The organism is Rhizobium sp. SVR5-2C, from assembly GCF_056755115.1.
In genome coordinates this window covers 1-356 of the sequence record NZ_JBNDHT010000354.1, presented here as the reverse complement: position 1 = coordinate 356, position 356 = coordinate 1, and the positions used below count along the sequence as shown (strand labels likewise).

The following is a 356-nucleotide window of genomic DNA, read 5'->3' as shown; positions in this document are numbered from 1 at the left end:
GAATAACAGATGCTCTACGCGATCCTTTGCTATGCCAACGAAGAGACGGTCTTCTCCTGGTCCAAGGAGGAGGAAGACGCCGTCATGGCGAAACTCCATGCAGTGCAGGCACCGGTTGCAAGGGCCGGAAAGATTGGTCCGGTCGGAAGGCTGATGCCGACGACGGCTGCGACCACCGTGCGCAAGGGCAAGGAAGAACCGCTTGTACTCGACGGTCCCTTTGCCGAAACCAAGGAAGCGCTGCTCGGTTTCTACGTCGTCGATTTCGAGACCCTGGATTAGGCGATCGCCTTCTCGAAGGAGCTCTCGGCGGTCAATCCCGGCTCGACATCCTATGAAATTCGGCCGTTCTATGT

General features: G+C 57.6%; 1 pseudogene. It reads left to right on the top strand.

From position 1 onward, the window contains the following. Nucleotides 1–9: 9 nt before the first annotated feature. Nucleotides 10–356, top strand: a pseudogene (locus ACPYOI_RS36045) (YciI family protein); the annotation flags it as partial.